Origin of the sequence: Methanoculleus nereidis (assembly GCF_032944295.1) — an archaeon.
Taxonomy (GTDB): Archaea; Halobacteriota; Methanomicrobia; order Methanomicrobiales; family Methanoculleaceae; genus Methanoculleus; species Methanoculleus nereidis.
The window spans coordinates 98,192-113,013 of sequence record NZ_JABFFQ010000009.1 but is presented as its reverse complement, the minus strand read 5'-3'; the positions used below and the strand labels follow the sequence as shown (position 1 = coordinate 113,013).

The window sequence follows — 14,822 nt, the reverse complement described above, 5'->3', positions numbered from 1 at the left end:
CCGTTCTCCTGATCGGAAAGATAATCTTCGATTAACGCTAAGGGATCCATGGCCCTGTTTCTCCTTTGTCCAAATCTAGGTTGGATCCAGGGCCAATTCAATTTTACAGAAGATTCGTTACGCTACCACGAGTGCCTCTCTCGGATCGAAGAAATTGAACGACAGGTCAGGGCATTCAATGCTCAGTTTGTTGAAAGATTATTACAGGATTCCGAACATCGCGTTGACAGGATTATTCAGGAGGCGGGGTCACTACTGGCCCAAATCAAAGCCAGAGATACTTACCTGACTTATGTCATGCTCTCTGAGTACGAGGAGACTGTTTCTGAGCAACTTCAGATCTGCGACCAAATTCTGACCTGGAGCGATATTTTTCCAGATGCTTTTGTCCGTAAAGCGGAAGCGGCACGCTTGCGAGTTATGGAGATTCAAAGGTACATACGGGAGTTTAACGATCATTTCGTCGAACGGCGATTGCGAGAGTATGACTACCTCTTCAGAAAAGCTCCTTTTCCATTGGATCATAATCAGAGGTGTGCGGTTATCATCGACGACAAACACAATCTCATTGTCGCGGGTGCAGGTTCGGGGAAAACAGAGGTTCTGATCACGCGCATTGCATATCTTCTAGACCGCAAACCGGACACAATTCATCCCGACAGAATTCTCGCACTTGCCTATCAGAACAAAGCTGCCAGTGAAATGCGATATCGACTCTATGAACGCTTTGGTGCGGAAGTGAAGATCAAGACGTTTCACGCACTCGGCAAAGAGATTGTTGAGAAGGCATACCTGGATGCCAACCGTGCTGTTCCACGGTTACAATTTTCCGGGGACAACCCCGAGCACGGGTATAGGTGGTTCATTGCAACCCTCTATGTCAAAGGGCTGGAATCGGAAGACTTCCAGCGACTGGTAACCCGCTACATGGAATATTATGATGATGCTGAAGTCCTGCAGAATGAAGTGGATTTTGAAGAGAGGAAGGACTTCTATGAGTATATGCGTGGATTAACGTATACTGCCCTCAATGGAGTCGTTGTAAAGAGCGAAGCGGAGAGAAGTATCTTGAATTTTCTACTTACTCACGCCATTAATGGAGAGGAGATCTCCGTTGAGTATGAAACACCTGCTGAATGGATGCAGTATGTCAACGAAAACGGCGGAATTTCAATTCCCAAACCTGACTTCTATCTCCCTCAATACCAGCTATACATTGAACATTGGGCTGTGGATGAGAACGGTAGGGTTCCCGATTGGTTTGAGGGAGAGGATCCGTCTGCGGCCTACCAAAAAGGCATGACATTGAAAAAGGAGCGGTTTGCCTCACAAGATGAATATGGGTTGGTTGAGACCTGTCACTGGGAGCTTCGCAACACCCCCGTTGAGGAAGTACTCTCAAAAAAACTACTGCAGGCACTTCACGACCGAAACCCGGGTACTTCCTTTGAGATTACTCCACTTCCCTATCCTAACATCTACGACAAAGTCTGGAAAGAGTGTCGGGATTCTATCGACTCACTTCGGGGACAAATAGCGGATTTTATCACCATCGCTAAAACATACAATCTAACACCGGATGAGATCGAGCAGAGGCTGCAGGATGAGCCGTGGAGCTCGAGGCAACTGGCATTTGCCAGGGTCGCTCTGAAGATCTACAAGGACTATGAGCAATACCTTCGCTCGAACGATTTCATCGACTTTTCGGACATGATCAATCTCGCTGTAAGAGCGTTACACGATAATGATGGCCTCTATAGGGATACGTTCGATCACATTCTGGTGGATGAGTACCAGGACATCAGCGCTCAGCGATATAAACTGATCAAAGTTCTTATGGACAAGAATCCTGCTTGCAAATTATTCTGTGTCGGCGATGACTGGCAGAGCATCATGGGGTTCGCCGGGTCAAATGTGGATTACTTTGTGCGATTCTCGGATTATTTCGCTCATCCCCAGAGGACTGATCTAACAGTCAATTATCGCAGTTGCGCATCCATCGTCAAAACAGGTGCGGCGATCATATGCCATAATGGTGATGTTCAGTTGAAAAAGGAGACCGTTGCCTTCGATCAATCGGAAACCGTAGCAGTCTGGGTTATAGCAGTGCGAGAGCAAAATGCATATCGATATTATCGCCAGGTGGCACATCACTGCGTTGATTATATCGAATCTTTGTTGAATGATGGCTATTTGCCCGGTGAGATCATGGTCTTATCACGAATCCTCAATCGTCCTCTCCTTCGTGATGAGATCCTTCGCTACGCACGCTCAAAAGGTGTACCGATATCTACTGAGACACAGAAGTTCAATTCCGTGCCTTTTATGTCGGTACACAGGAGCAAGGGGCTGCAGGCTCGCGTAGTGATTATTCTAAGCGTTGATGAGGGCCTTTATGGCTTCCCCTGCGAGTTGCAGAACCCTGATATCTATGATCCTGCAGTAAATGGACGTAGAAAGGATCGCGAGGAGGAAGAACGAAGGCTCTTTTACGTTGCCGTAACCCGGGGCAAAGAGACGGTTGTGTTGTATACCCAGGAGTCTTCTATGAGTAAGTTCATTAAAGAGATCTCTGAGCACGTTCAGATGGTCAAACTCCGGCCTTAATTGAGATCAGCCCGGATCTTCCAGGAGAAACTGAGGACTAATTTGTCGTAATGTCCTCAGTGTCTTTGCCATTACAGGCGAGAGCAACGAGCCCCGCTCACCGGCTCACCAGCGCGGGCAGCTCCCCGGCGTGCGCCTTTCGGTACTGCCCTTTCAAAGCCTCCTCGGCAGTTCCAGGGTTCTCGTCGACGACCATCCACCCATACTGCAGCTCCCACCCAGAAGAGAGAAGCGCCCATATCGGATATTTGGCGGTATGACGGGTCGCAAGTTCCAGGTACCGGCCTTTGAGGGTGTTCTTGCTTCCGGCGTATGTCCCCGCTGACCCGATGTAGATCGTCGGGCAGTCGCCGATCTTTGAGAGCCGGTCGAACCGGCTGCAAAGAAACCGGCCTGCCACATCCCAGCCGATTGACTCGGCCAGAGCGATGGCCTTATCGTGGACTTCTTCGACTGGAGTTCCACGCCGGTGAATCCGGATGACGTAGACTCCTTTTCGCTTCGGCGGTTCTGCATCTTGAAACCGCGTAAACTCAAACGCATCGAAGAGGCCGTTGCAGCAGTCACCTGCCGGCGGAGAGTTCTCCCTCATCGTCTACCCTCACCGATAGTAGGTCTTGTAGCAGTCATTGCAGACCGGGCGGGTCTTTGTCGTCGTATGCTTGGTCCCGCACTTGTGGCATACCTTCTCTTTATAGCCCGGGTTGTTGAAGCGGGCCCAGGGCAGCGCATGGTCGTGCACCTCTGCTCCTTGTGATCAGTTCGCCTCGTAACTCTGCAGGATCAGGGGCTTTGCTTTCTCCAGGTCTGCATCCGATCGGATCAGTATTTCCAGGTCTCCGGTGCCGTAATGACCAATCTCTCTTACGTCCCGGGTGAATCCCGGCTCAATTTCAACTGTATCTGGATCGATCTTTACCCAGATGACAATCTCTCTTTTCTGGACGCCTATGGTCATACAGGCAAAGTTCTTGATCCGCTTGAAGGCCACATAGAACTTGAGCACCTTTGTCTGGACGTCGTCCCCGAGCGCCTCGATGTAAGCCTTCAACGCCTCGACGCGGTCCTGAAGGGCTACATCCGAACGTTCAAGGTTTTCAGAGAATGACGGTGCAGTGCGGGCCGGTTTCAGCCCGGTGCCCTCACTGGATTTTGTGGTGGTGCTCAGGGCAGTAGCGGCGTTCTGTGCAGCGGTCGCGTTCACGAGTTCTAACAGCAGGAGGTTGTCTTCGAATTGCCGGTAACGGATGAGTTCGACGTTGCGGTTGATCTGCTGGACTGCATGGACATCGTACTTCGTAAAGTCACCGGCGATGCAGAGGAGCCGCGGGTTGCTCCAGTCTAACTTCTCGTCGTAGGCTTTGCCCAGCTTTTTGAGAACCATCAACTCGAACTCGCCTTTATGATCGAGGAGCCAGTCCAGGTAGTAGAGACCCTGGTTGATGACGTTTTCATTGATGGCCCGCTTGTATTCGATGATGACCGGAAAGCCGTTCTCATCGATCCCCAGGGTATCGATGCGGCCGCCGTGCGTCTTTCCGGTGGAGTATTCGCTCTCGAGGAACGTGATCCCGAGCAGCTGCTCCAGGTTCTTCTCGATGTAGACCTGGAGGGATTTTTCGAGTGCGACCGAAGACCCCTTAAGTTCGCAGGCTTCCGGCCCGTCTATGCGAAAGATGCGGATGTCGCCCATGGGTTCACTCTCGCAGGTACTTCCCCCCGACCGGCACAAACCGCTCCGGCTTCTTCACCGTATCGTATTTTTGGACATCCTCGAGTTCGAGGGCCATCCAGGGCCGCTTCCGGGGCGCCTCCTTCCTGACCCGGACCCCCTGCCACCGTTCCTGGTTCTCGACATAGGCTTTTGCCTCCTCTTTTGTCAGGAAGATCGCGTCGCCGAAGGTCTCGAAGAACGCGAGGGGGTCGTCTTCGATGACGATCCGCCTGATCGTCGCCTGCCCGGCGTAGCCGGTATCCTCGTGGGACTGGTAGAAGACGAGTTTCATCCCGCTCCGGAGTTCCTTGAAGACGGTGGCGGGTTTGATGAAGACGGTTTTGCCTTCGGCAAAGAACCGGGGCATGAGGTGTTTCGGGACCGGGAAGGTGACACCGGTGATAGTGCTCATGGTTCTTCCTCTGTTATCGCTGGTTCATTATCAGCTGGTAGTCTTCTTCGGGGATGATCCGCATTGCCTGGCCCCGAATGTGCCCGGACCACTGTGTCTTGTTGGTGATGAATTTCAATTCCGATATAAGTGGTTTGAATTCGATCGGAGGATCGAAGATCTTGATGGGTCTGAGCTTGATCCGGAGCGGGAATACTTCGGCTCCGAGTTTCGGGGGTGCGGTGAAGATTGGCTTTGTGTCTTCATAGACTTCTGAGGTGATCTCGAAACACCCAGTGATCGCCGGCGGAAGCGTGGTATCCCTATCGATCACCTGCTGCCCGACATAGACGAGAAGAGTGTCACCGGGTTTCGTCTTACTGATTGTATTGATGTGCCGTTTGGGAACTCCCCAGATATGGTTCTTTATTACAACCTTTGAATTGTCCCGGTTGGATATTGCAAGCCAGTGCTCCATAAGAGTCCCTTTGCCTTCATGGGATAAAAGAGAATTGCTTATGGTGTTTCGAAAAAGATTGTTCCTCTAACTCTGATTGCCCCTTTGAGGCATCCCAAACTGGTGAGCATATGGGATATCGTTCAGGAGATATTGTATCGTTAAGGAGGCGCCTTTGGCGAGTTGATTTGGTCGATGGGGACATCCTCTGTGCGACCTGTATCGACAGCGATTCCGCAGAGCAGCATCGTTTCTTCACACCGTTTGAACGGATTGAGAGGGGGAGAATTCATCCGCCGGAACCGGAGATTGTCGGAGATGTCGCCACCAACCGCCTGTTGGTGCAGGCGTTCCGGTATTCCATGGTGCACGGGACTGCACCGTTGATGAGCCTGCGGAAGAGTGCGGTCATCCCGACAGAGTATCAGCTGGCTCCCGTGATCATGGCCCTGAACCAGGGGGAGCGAGTCCGGATGCTGATCGCCGACGACGTCGGGCTTGGTAAGACAATCGAGGCCGGGCTTATCGTTTCTGAATTGAAGTCCCGGAACCTGGCATCCCGGATCCTCATCATCTGCCCGCAGAACCTTCGGGAGCAGTGGAAGGATGCGCTCCGGTTCTTCTTCCAGATTGATGCAAAGATCTTTTCGTCGGTGCATCTCCGCGGCCTTGAGAGGGGCATTCCACCGGGGGCGAACCCCTGGGATTGTTATCCGTGCATCATTACTTCCATCGATTACATCAAATCCGAGCGGGTCCGCCCCTTTGCGATCAGCGCGGGCTGGGATCTTGTGATCATCGATGAGGCACATCTCGCCGCAAAACCCCACCAGAGTTCCGAGAAGGAGAGCACTGGCATGCTCCGGCACACCCTGGCGAAAGAGGTCGCGAAGAAGACAAAACATCTCCTGCTGCTCACAGCAACACCCCATAACGGCTATACCGACACCTTTGCGAGCCTCCTTACCATGCTCGACTGCGGGATTGTAACCGGCCCGCCGCATGAGCCGGTGATCAACCGGGCCCTGGCGAAAGACCATGTCTGCCAGCGGCGGCGAAAAGATGTGGTTGACTGGTTCCGTTCCCACGCCGCTGAAGATAATCCGTTCCCCGCCCGCGACCAGAAGGAGGTTGCCGTCGATCTGGCGTTCCCCGAGGAACACACGATCATAAACGAACTCAGCAACTACGGAACCGGTCTGCTCGATCTCGCAGAACGGGATGACCGTATTGAAGTCAGGACGATGGCCCGGTGGGTGGTGCTGCACCTCCACCGCCGGGGGCTCTCCTCCCCACGTGCGTTACAGATATCGCTTGAGAACCGGCTCAAGCGGATCGAGGAGAAGATCCGGGAGGAGGACGAGAGGCAGGAGCAGGCAATCTCGGAGGGACATGCGAAGGCGGTCGCCCTTGATGAAGAAGGGGACAACGATCTCTCGGATGAGGAGGCGTCCGAGCGTCTCGACCAGGTGGTTTACGGGAGCCTGACGGCACTGGAAGCGGAAGCGGAGCGTCTCCGGGACCTGATGAAACTGGCACGGGACGTGACCCCGGCAAAGGACAGCAAGCTCCGGGAGCTCACCCGGAGAAACGGTTACCTGGACCTGGCGATGCGAGGACAGTACGGCCCGCGGAAGGTCCTGATCTTCACCCGGTACAAGGATACGCTGGACTATCTCGCGAGAGAGATACCGAAGAAGCTGAAGAGCATCGATCCTGCACATGTGTTTGCCGTGTACGGCGACCTGAACGAGAAGAACCGGCACGAGGTTATGGAGGCATTCATCGAGGCGGAGTATGGGGTTCTGGTCGCGACCGACTGCATCAGCGAGGGGGTGAACCTCCAGCATATGGCCAACCAGGTCATTCACTACGAGCTGCCGTGGAACCCGAACCGGCTTGAGCAGCGGAACGGCCGGTTGGACCGGTACGGGCAGCCCGAGCCCGAGGTGCATATACGGACGCTGGTGATGCGGGATACGCTCGATGCAAAGATTCTCCGGGTGCTGTACGAGAAGGCCCAACAGATCCGGGAGGATTATGGATTCTCTCCGCCGTTCTTCGGTGACGATGCAGACGTGATCTCTCTTATCGGGGAGATGGGGCTGGATGTCGATCTGCCGCCGGCGCAGCGGACGCTGTTTGATTCGTACCAGGAGAGGCCCGGTTCGGGGCAGCGGGTCGATCCGTTCAGCGAGGAGACTATCGAGAAGATCAAGAGGGAGAGTTTCTACGGGCAGACCGGTGTTGATCTCGAGGATGTTCGGGCCCGGATGGCACTTTCGGAGCAGGTTATCGGGACAGAGAAGGATTTCGAGCGTTTTGTAAGAAATGGGCTTGTCCGCTTCGGCTGCGAGATCACGGAGAACCATGACCGCAACCGGACGCTGCGGATCCTGCTCTCCGGCGATCTGGTGATGCCGGATGTTAAGGTGATCGAGAAGGCTACGTTCGAGAAACGGATCGCTCTTCAGGAGACCGGTATCGAGCAACTGAACATGGGACATCTGGTGGTGCGCCGCCTGATCGAGCTCGTCAAGCGCGATGTCTTCTCACCGGAGACGAAGATGTACGGCAGGGTCTGCGTGGTGGCGACCCCGGATGTGGCGCACGTGACGGCGTTATACCACTTCCTCGTTCGCTACAGCATCGGCGGGGCACGCCCTTCGCTGGTGGAGGAGATCGTGCCGGTCGCCTGCGACCTGGTCACGGGGTCTTTCCCGGGCGAGGAGGAGGCCGCCGGTCTCGACCGTGTGGAGATGGTGCCGTTGCCCCCGGGGCGCGAGGCGAGCGTGATGAAGCACCTTGCCCGGGCGCTTGCCGAGGATACGTGGTCGTCGGTCTTTGCCGGGCGAATCGAGGCCCGGCGCCAGGAATTAGTGGCTGAACGGGAGGCACTCCGGGAGCAGCTCGCGGCGGTCTACCCCAATCCCGAGTGGCTTTCCGGCGCTGCCGAGGTCTCGGTCGCCTCCCACGACCTGATATCGCTGCGGTTGCTTGAGCCGGTGCCGGCGGCGGGGGTGCGGCGATGAGGGGCAGGGAGCAGTCTTTTGTCCGCGTCTCGGGCGGTATCGTCACGGAGCATTTTGCCTCCCTGCTGCAGGACGAGAAGCACGGGTTTGAGTATGCCCGGCCGGTGACGTTCGTGCGGCCCTGGCGGGAGGAGGATCTTCCGCCGCAGGATGAGGCGCAGTTCCTCGCGCAGGTCAGGGATGTATGGGATCGTCTCCTCCGCCGGTTTGATGAGAAGTTCCGGGATATCTGGGCCGGGAGGATGAGTGCGGAGGAGGTCAGGCGTCTCTGGCAGCGGCCGGTGCTGGACGCGCTAGGGTTCGAGCCGACGTCCACGACGAAGCAGATCGTGATCAGCGACCGGCTGAAGTACCGGTTCTCCCACCGGGGCTGGTTCGCCCGCGAGGGGATCCCGAAACCTCCGGTGATCCATATCCTGGCGCCGGGGACAGACCCGGACGTCCGTCCCTCCCGCGGGGAGCCTTCACCCCACGATGCCCTGCAGGACTGCCTGAACCGGCACGATGCGACCTGGGCGGTGCTGATGAACGAGACGGTGATCAGGATCCTGCGGGACTACCATCACACGACGGTCCCCGGATACATCGAGTTCGATCTCGAGGGGATCTTCCTGAACCGGAGTTTCCCTGAGTTCCTTGCGCTCTACCGGCTCTGCCACGCGAGCCGGTTCGTCCGCGATCCTGCGAGCGGCAAGGAGCCGCTGGAGGAGTATTACGAGGTCAGCCGCCAGGCAGGGGAGAAGATCGGTGAGAGCCTGCGGGTGAACGTGGTTCAGGCGATCGAGGAGTTCGGGAACGGGTTCCTGGACGGGGCGCTGATCGAGCGGCTGCGGGGCGATGACGGGGCTTGCCGGGCGTACTATCAGGAGGTCCTGATGGTGGTGTACCGGATCATCTTCATGCTCTTTGCGGAGCAGCGGGGGATGCTCGGCGGCGGCGGGGACCACGGGGACCTCTTCCTTGAGGAGTACTCGATCACGTCGCTTCGGGAGCGGGTGGATGCGTTTGAGGGGCGGGACGACCGGAACACCGACCTCTGGGAAGGGCTCTCTGTGACGTTTCGGATGCTCGAGGAGGGGGTGCCCGAACTCGGGGTGAACGCATTTGATGGGATGCTCTTTTCAAACGACGGGGCCCGGTTCTTGAAGGATGCGAAGTGTCGGAACACGGCGCTGATGAACGCGATCCGCTCGCTGACCTGGACAGTCTCAGAGACCGGAGGGAGGCGGCAGAGGGGTCACGGTCGCCAGCGGATCAGTTACGCCGACCTCTCGGTGGAGGAGATCGGGGCGATATACGAGAGCCTGCTCGACTACACGCCGCGGATAACCACTGGCTTTGAAGAGGTTGAAGGGCGCGAGTACCGGCCGGGTCAGTTCATGCTGGACCCCCACGGTTCGGAGCGGAAGACGACGGGATCGTACTACACGAACCCGGACCTGATCGCGGAGCTGATCAAGAGCGCTCTTGACCCGGTGATCGCTGATCGGCTCTCTTCTGCGGGGCCGGACCCCGCGGCCCGGGAGAAGGCGCTCCTCTCGATCCGGGTCTGCGACCCGGCGTGCGGGAGCGGTGCGTTCCTGATCGCGGCCTCGAACCGGCTCGGCCGGGAGGTGGCAAAGATCCGGGCTGGGACAGAGCTCCCTTCCGCAGCGGAGGTGCAGGCAGCCCGGCGAGATGTGCTCTCACACTGCATCTACGGGGTCGACCTGAACCCGATGGCAGTGGAGCTTGCGAAGGTCTCCCTCTGGATCAACGCGCTCGTCGGGGACAAGCCGCTCTCCTTCCTTGACCACCATATCAAGTGCGGGAACTCGCTTGTTGGGGCGACGCCGGAGTTGATCGCGGGAGGCATCCCGGACGAGGCCTACACACCGGTGGAGGGAGACTCAAAAGAGGTCGCGAACAGGATTAAGAAGGCAAACCGGGAGCAGCGGCAGACCCGGACGTTCGAGGAGTTCTCCGCCCGGTCGAGGGTCCTAGAGGCCTGTGCCGGACGGTTTGCGGCGCTCGCGGAGGCCTCCGAAGACGACCCCGACAGTGTCGAGGCGAAGAAGGCCGAGTATGAGCGGCTCATCGCCTCGTCCGAGTATGCAAAGGAGCGCCTGGCCGCAGACAGCTGGTGCGCCGCGTTCTTCTGGCCGCTGGATGCGGAGTACGCGAGGACAGCCCCGACGACCGCGACGGTGCGGATGGTGCAGGCGAGCGGGGGAGGGATGCTCGTTGAGGATACGCTGGCCGAGGTACGGCGTATTGCAAACGAGCACCGGTTCTTCCACTGGCACCTCGAGTTCCCGGAGGTCTTTGCGGACGGGGGGTTCGACTGCGTGCTCGGGAACCCACCGTGGGAAATGAGCGAGGTAAAAGATAATGAGTTTTTCTCGACACTATATCCAGATATTTTATCGGTTAAAAGTGCTAAAGATAAGAAGTTAATTTACCTTAAAATTCAAAGGGAAAATCCCCAGCTTTGGAACAGGTATTTACAATATACTAAAGGCATCGATTGTTTCAAGAAGTTCATTCATTCCAGTGAAAAGTTCCCATTGTCATCAGTTGGTAGGTTGAATACCTATCGTATGTTTGTAGAATTGTACGACTACTTAATTGAGCCACGCGGGTATATCGGTGCAATTATCCCTTCAGACTTTGTTTCAGCGTATTATTCTCAAAAACACTTTAATTATCTGCATGGGCATGGGAGAATAGCCAGCTTTTATGACTTTGAGAATAAACGTGGCATATTTAAATCGGTTCATCTCAGTGCAAAATTTGGATTAATAACTATATGCGGTCAAGATATTCATACGATTACAGATTTTGTCTTTTTTGCTCGCTCTGTAGATGAACTAAATGATGATCAAAGGCATATAGCATTGGATCAGTCCGATTTGGCCATAGTAAACCCTCTAACATTGACCGCCCCTCTATTCCAATCGATTAGAGATTATTCTATTGTCAAAAAAATTCATCAAAATCTTCCCATACTTGTTGATCAAGCAGATTCCGGATGGAAAAATAAAACAATTCTAATGTTTATGATGAACTCTTCGATGAAATCACACCGATCAGCAGATGAATTAATTTCAATAGGGCTAAAACTTGAGGGAAATACCTTTCGAGATGGTAATTTAATCTGGATACCCCTCTATGAGGGGAAAATGGTTAGTTTATATGATCATCGCTCATCTAGTGTTATTTTTAACCCCGAAAATCGGGTTAGAAGGAACCAACCAATTGAGTTGAGTTACGAGGAACACCAGAATCCGAATGTGTTAGCCCAACCACTCTTTTGGGTAGATAAGGAAATAGTTAAAGAGAAATCCGGAAGCGTTCGGAATTGGTATTTGGTAGTTAAAGATATCACCGGGGTAACAAATGAAAGAACAACAATTGCAGCAATTTTACCTTGTGTTGGATTAACTCACTCTGTACCTTGGATCTCAAACAGTAAACCGTTAATGCATAACCTGTGTTTGCTGAGTAATTTGAATTCATATACCTTGGATTACATCTCAAGGCAAAAAGTTGCAGGAAATCATCTTGCAGGGCATTATTTAAACCAGCTCCCTGTATTCCCACCCAATACCTATACTCCTACTCTTACAGATTATATCGCCCCCCGCGTCATCGAGCTCACCTACACCGCCCGGGACCTCGAACCCTTCGCCCGCGACGTCCTCGCCGAGGTGGGCGTGGCACAGTGGAACGCCTGGTTCCCGCAGAACCCCGTCCGTGAGGACGGCACGCCCCGGCCGTTCGTCTGGGACGAAGAGCGGCGGTTCGACCTCCGGTGCGACCTCGACGCCCTCTACTTCCACCTCTACGAGATCTCGCGGGACGACGTCGACCACATCATGGAGACCTTCCCCATCGTGAAGCGCAGGGACGAGGCGGCGTACGGGAGGTACCGCACGAAGGAGGTCATCCTCCGGAAGTACGACGACCTTGCCCCGGAGTTTGTGCGCGTGATGCGGGCGGATCTTCCGGAGAAGGATGGGAAGCCTGACTGGACCGCGCTCATCGCCGGCGGCGAGAGCGAGCGGGTCGAGTTCAAGGAGTCGATATCATGGGACCGGGGGCAAAAGCAGCGCAACAAAGCGCTCGAGCACACCATCGCGAGAACCCTTGCGTCCTTCATGAACACCCACGGTGGGGTGCTCTTCGTCGGTGTCGATGATGCCGGGACGATCGTCGGACTCGACGGCGACCTGAAACTCTCCCAGCGGAAGAACGAAGACGGCCTGCGGCTCCGGTTCGACGACCTGGTGAAGCAGTACCTCGGCAACCGGTTCCTCCCCGGGATCATGATCCACTCGCTCGAGGATAGCGGGAAGGTGTTCTGGGTGGTCGAGGTCCGGCCTGTGAACGAGCCGGTGTTTGTGAAGAATAACGGCGACGACGAGTTCTGGATCAGGGGGATGTCGTCGTCGCGGAAGCTCTCGATGCGTGAAGCGCTTGAGTATATAGAGAGGCGGAAGTCCGGCGGGGCCGGGGATCCGGACGCGGGTGAGGAGGAATGAGCGGGGGGAGGCCCTCTCATGTAGCGCTACAAAGATTCGCCGGTTACCTGAGATCTCCCCTCTCTGGCTGAATACATGCCTCCGCCTGGCAGGCAGCACTAACTGCCATCACCAGCGCCCGGTTCATCGCACCGGGCACCATCACTGCAGGGTTCAAAAGAGCTCAGACTTCGTTGCGTGGGATCCGCCCACTCCCTCAGTCTTGAAGATATGCGTTCAAGCGCCTTTGGATGCGGCTTGAACTTATCTGTGGGAACGTATGTACCGTCCTCCCTCAGCTCGAGATATCCCTTAAGGTCACGATTAACCAAAACCTCCATCTCCCGCTTTACCCTGTTCATCATCGCGGTTTTGTTACTTGCGCTGACTTTATCCGATAGCTTATCCAGCCCCGCTTCCACTATCTGATACGCAGTCTTCCCTTTACTGCCCGGCTGGAAGATCTGCATTACGATGTCAACTAACCCCCTCCGGACCTCATGGTTTTTGGATTCGGGCAGCAGGTTAATCGCAATATTGGGTAGTCTGGTTAACTCCGTCCCGGAAAATTCCTGAAGAGCCGATTTGAGATTCGTATCGCTCAGGCAGTCCAATCTTCTGACAAGAACAGTATCTCTAACGATTATCTGGCAGTGCCCCCCATCATCAACTTCAGACAACCTGCTGCAAATCGTGTCAGGAGCACTCTGATGCACCTGCAGTCCATACTGGCTCAAACTTCGCGGATCAATCTGTCTGTAGGAATCCAGCTTGTCCCTCTTTGAGTGATCGTTGCAGGTTAACTCGAGGAGCAACCACCCTGAAGGGCTGCTTGCCACGATATCGGGGCTTTTCTCCTCTCCCGTCCTCCGCACCGATAATATCGGTTCGACACGATAGGCATACCCTGCCTTTCGAAACGGTCCGACAAACCCCGGTTTATTCAACTTGTGAAAGAGAGCAATCGTATTACGCCAGAGGATGATCCTCCTGTCCGCCTCAATCAAAAACTTCCACTCCGTCGAAGAAAATTGAGGTTTTGCCAGCGTTGTCTTCACCCTGAATTGTTGCTATCCTGGGTGCCGCATTGACACATCCCTTACCCGGAACCGTCAGGTACGCAAAGTCAGATCCGACATCCAAGAAGACCCTATCCCAGGTATGCAGGTCCACACCCTTGAACCGCCTGAAATCTGGCTCCGTCTCGGTTTCAATGAGCCAGAGATTCATCCTTCCTTTACCCATCGACACCGCTTTAGAAAATGCTTCCAGGTCGATATTCTGGGTGAAGTTCAGTTCAAAAGCTCCCAGGCTCTCATTCCTCAGAGTTGTCGCCTCAACCAGTGCATCCTCGTACCGATTCGCCATATCGGAGATCGATAACATAACCTCGTCAAGATCAATTGCTTTGTTGACGGTTACCTTTCCGCTGCTATACCACTCTACAGCCAGCGTCACCGAATCTTCCTTTAGTTTCTGCCAACGACTGCTATATATTGCAAAATTTTCTCTCGCTGTTTCCAGTACCTCTGCCAGACCATGTACTTTTTCTGTTGCTCCATACCAGGCCTTCAGGCTGAAGTATCCTGCTTCTTCATCAGATGCCAGCCCATCGGAAAATTTTAGCCCAAGGCCGCGCTGTTGCCACGATTCCTTAGCATCGTAATGAAGAAGATGGTTTCTGGACAACCAGCACCTATCAAGGCCCTGCAAATTCCGGATCCATTTATCGGTGACCGCATCTGCTTCGGTCGCATCGAGTATCGTGTAAAGTATCCAGACCCGCTCACGAGTAGTGTCCAGGAAGAGAGTATTCGGCGATAGGCTACCATGATTGATATACCAGCCGCTGGCATCGAGACTCTTCCAGCTCCCGAGAGGGCAACCAACCTCGTCGATGGAACGATTAGTCTCCAGCAGGTACGCTTTAAGTTGCGTGATGTGTGTCTGGCCGTACTGCTCTAAAAGCGCTTCATTGTCATCAAAACCGGCCTGCAACACCTCTTTTAAACCCTGGAGAGTCTGGATGCGTTTCATATCTGCTAACCTACTGTAAGGAATTTATAGAGAAAAGGGTTTGCTTCTTAAATGCCCCGCGATCATCATCCACACAATCCTT

At 54.7% G+C, this 14,822-nt stretch carries 10 protein-coding genes; 3 read left to right on the top strand and 7 right to left on the bottom strand.

All coding sequences use genetic code 11. The annotated features are described in order from the left end of the window. Positions 1 to 48 precede the first annotated feature (48 nt). The gene (locus HL657_RS11085; protein ID WP_317296876.1) at positions 49 to 2,607 is read left to right on the top strand and encodes a UvrD-helicase domain-containing protein; all 2,559 of its coding nucleotides are present in this window, start codon (positions 49 to 51) and stop codon (positions 2,605 to 2,607) included. A 97-nt stretch (positions 2,608 to 2,704) separates the two neighbouring features. On the opposite strand, the gene HL657_RS11080 is transcribed toward HL657_RS11085, so the two are convergent. Genes HL657_RS11080 through HL657_RS11060 form a run of 5 tightly spaced genes read right to left on the bottom strand, consistent with a single transcriptional unit; the run spans position 2,705 to position 5,190 of the window. Next, entirely contained in the window at positions 2,705 to 3,199 is a 495-nt protein-coding gene (locus tag HL657_RS11080) for a hypothetical protein (RefSeq protein ID WP_317296875.1), read from the bottom strand. 9 nt (positions 3,200 to 3,208) lie between these two features. Then, complete coding sequence (locus HL657_RS11075; protein ID WP_317296874.1) at positions 3,209 to 3,349, bottom strand: hypothetical protein; 141 nt, start codon at positions 3,347 to 3,349, stop codon at positions 3,209 to 3,211. 15 nt (positions 3,350 to 3,364) lie between these two features. Next, positions 3,365 to 4,300 (bottom strand): DUF5655 domain-containing protein, encoded by a 936-nt coding sequence (locus tag HL657_RS11070; protein WP_317296873.1) that lies wholly within the window; start codon positions 4,298 to 4,300, stop codon positions 3,365 to 3,367. A gap of 4 nt (positions 4,301 to 4,304) precedes the next feature. Then, positions 4,305 to 4,733, bottom strand: coding sequence for a DUF365 domain-containing protein (locus HL657_RS11065; RefSeq protein WP_261596668.1), 429 nt, complete (start codon positions 4,731 to 4,733; stop codon positions 4,305 to 4,307). A 13-nt stretch (positions 4,734 to 4,746) separates the two neighbouring features. Next, the gene (locus HL657_RS11060) at positions 4,747 to 5,190 is read right to left on the bottom strand and encodes an EVE domain-containing protein (RefSeq protein ID WP_014866540.1); all 444 of its coding nucleotides are present in this window, start codon (positions 5,188 to 5,190) and stop codon (positions 4,747 to 4,749) included. A 167-nt stretch (positions 5,191 to 5,357) separates the two neighbouring features. Here HL657_RS11060 and HL657_RS11055 point away from each other — a divergent pair, with 167 nt between their 5' ends. Further along, positions 5,358 to 8,201, top strand: coding sequence for a helicase-related protein (locus HL657_RS11055; protein WP_317296872.1), 2,844 nt, complete (start codon positions 5,358 to 5,360; stop codon positions 8,199 to 8,201). Next, on the top strand, positions 8,198 to 12,724 hold the full coding sequence (locus tag HL657_RS11050) for an Eco57I restriction-modification methylase domain-containing protein (protein WP_317296871.1): 4,527 nt from the start codon (positions 8,198 to 8,200) through the stop codon (positions 12,722 to 12,724). The genes HL657_RS11055 and HL657_RS11050 overlap by 4 nt, the downstream gene beginning before the upstream one ends. 98 nt (positions 12,725 to 12,822) lie before the next feature. On the opposite strand, the gene HL657_RS11045 is transcribed toward HL657_RS11050, so the two are convergent. Beyond that, the gene (locus tag HL657_RS11045; RefSeq protein WP_317296870.1) at positions 12,823 to 13,761 is read right to left on the bottom strand and encodes a hypothetical protein; all 939 of its coding nucleotides are present in this window, start codon (positions 13,759 to 13,761) and stop codon (positions 12,823 to 12,825) included. Then, positions 13,703 to 14,740 carry a hypothetical protein gene (locus HL657_RS11040; RefSeq protein WP_261596664.1) on the bottom strand — a complete coding sequence of 346 codons (1,038 nt, stop codon included), beginning with the start codon at positions 14,738 to 14,740 and terminating at the stop codon, positions 13,703 to 13,705. The genes HL657_RS11045 and HL657_RS11040 overlap by 59 nt, the downstream gene beginning before the upstream one ends. Positions 14,741 to 14,822 lie beyond the last annotated feature (82 nt).